Annotated in this window: 1 protein-coding gene; it reads left to right on the forward strand. The window is 72.6% G+C overall.

Features of this window, described 5'->3' with window-relative positions; all coding sequences use genetic code 11:
• Positions 1-116 precede the first annotated feature (116 nt).
• Entirely contained in the window at positions 117-1802 is a 1686-nt protein-coding gene (locus tag AC2W7A_RS12000) for a DUF885 domain-containing protein (RefSeq protein WP_485991542.1), read from the forward strand.
• Positions 1803-1928: the final 126 nt, after the last annotated feature.

The raw sequence follows: 1928 nt of genomic DNA on the forward strand, positions 1-1928 counted from the left end.
CGGGGCCGCTGCGGGCGGCGGCGGCCGCTGGGGATCGGGGCCGGAACGCACCGTGAGGTGCGGGGCGACCCGCGTCCGTACGCGGCGGATGTGGCGCGGCCCATAGACTGGCGGGCATGACCCAGACCACCTCTGCACCTCAGCACTCCGCCCGCCCGCGCTCCGCTATCGACGAGCGCGCCGACCGCTTCTACCAGGACTCCCTGGCCCTCCACCCGGAGGAGGCCACCAGCCTCGGCCTGCCCGGCCACGAGACCGAGTACGGGGACTACTCCCCCGCCGGCGCCGAGCGCGAGGACGAGCTCAACCGGCAGCTGCTCGAGGACATCGCGTCCATGGAGCCGGTGGACGAGGTGGACCGCGTGACCAAGGCGGCCCTGCAGGAGCGCATCGGCCTCTACCGGGAGATCCACGCGACCGGACGCACCGAGCTGAACAACATCGCCTCCCCCGCGCAGGGTATCCGCGCGATCTTCGACCTGATGCCGACCGACACCGCCGAGCAGTGGGGCCACATCGCCGGACGCCTCGCCCACCTGCCGGAGGCCCTGAAGGGCTACACCGAGTCCCTGCTGGCCTCCCGCGACCGCGGGCAGGTGGCCGCCGTGCGTCAGGTGGACATCGTGATCGAGCAGGCCCGCGCCCACGGTGAGGGCGAGGGCTTCTTCCCGGGCCTGATCGCCCGTGCTGCCGAGTCCGACGTGGTGGACGAGGAGCTGGCCGCCCGCATCCAGGTCAACGCCGAGGCCGCTGCCCAGGCGTACCGCGACTTCGCCCAGACCCTTCAGACCGAGCTGCGCCCGCACGCCCCCGAGCACGACGCGGTGGGCCGCGAGCTGTACTCCCTGGGCTCCCGCCTGTTCCTCGGCGCCACCGTGGACCTCGAGGAGACCTACCGGTGGGGCCAGGAGGAGCTCGCCCGGATCGTCGCCGAGCAGGAGGAGATCGCCGAGCAGCTCGAGCCGGGCGCCTCCGTGGAGCGCGCCCGCGAGATCCTGGACGCGGACCCGGAGCGCAGGCTCAAGGGCACCGAGGCGCTGCGCGAGTGGATGCAGGGCCTGTCCGACCAGGCCATCGAGGCCATGAAGGAGCACTTCGAGATCCCGGCCCCCATGGATCGGGTGGAGTGCATGATCGCCCCCACCCAGGAGGGCGGCATCTATTACACCGGCCCGTCCGAGGACTTCTCCCGCCCGGGCCGCATGTGGTGGTCCGTGCCGGCCGGCGAGGACGAGTTCACCACCTGGGCCGAGACCACCACCGTGTACCACGAGGGCGTGCCGGGCCATCACCTGCAGATCGCCACCGCCATGATGAACCGCGGCGAGCTCAACGACTGGCGCCGCAACGCCTGCTGGACCTCCGGCCACGGCGAGGGCTGGGCCCTGTACTCGGAGAAGCTCATGGACGAGCTCGGCTTCCTCTCCGACCCCGGCGACCGCCTGGGCATGCTGGACATGCAGCGCATGCGCGCGGCCCGCGTGGTGTTCGACATCGGCTACCACTGCGGCTTCGAGGCCCCCGAGTCCGAGGGCGGCGGCGAGTGGGATCCGGAGAAGGGCTACGCCTTCCTCTCCAAGCACCTGATCATCTCCGAGGGCCAGCGCCGGTTCGAGTTCACCCGCTACCTCGGCTGGCCGGGCCAGGCGCCCTCCTACAAGGTGGGCCAGCGCATCTGGGAGCAGATCCGCGCCGAGCACGAGCAGCGCGAGGGCGAGGACTTCGACCTCAAGGCCTTCCACACCCGCGCCCTGAAGCTCGGCGGCATGGGCCTGGACACCCTGCGCGAGGCGCTGGCGTGAGCCTGGGCCCCCACCGCTCGGACAAGGACCTTCCCGACGACGGCGCCCCCGCCTCCGGCGGGGCGCCTCGCCCTGGTGCTCGGCTCGGCCTCGCCGGGCCCGGGCGGAGATCCTCACCCCGGGCCC

It is taken from the genome of Micrococcus sp. LASM2_SD2 (genome assembly GCF_057364565.1).

What these genes read in the sequence shown, in the direction of transcription:
- AC2W7A_RS12000 (WP_485991542.1), top strand. Translation starts at nt 117, where the DNA reads ATGACCCAGACCACCTCTGCACCTCAGCACTCCGCCCGCCCGCGCTCC.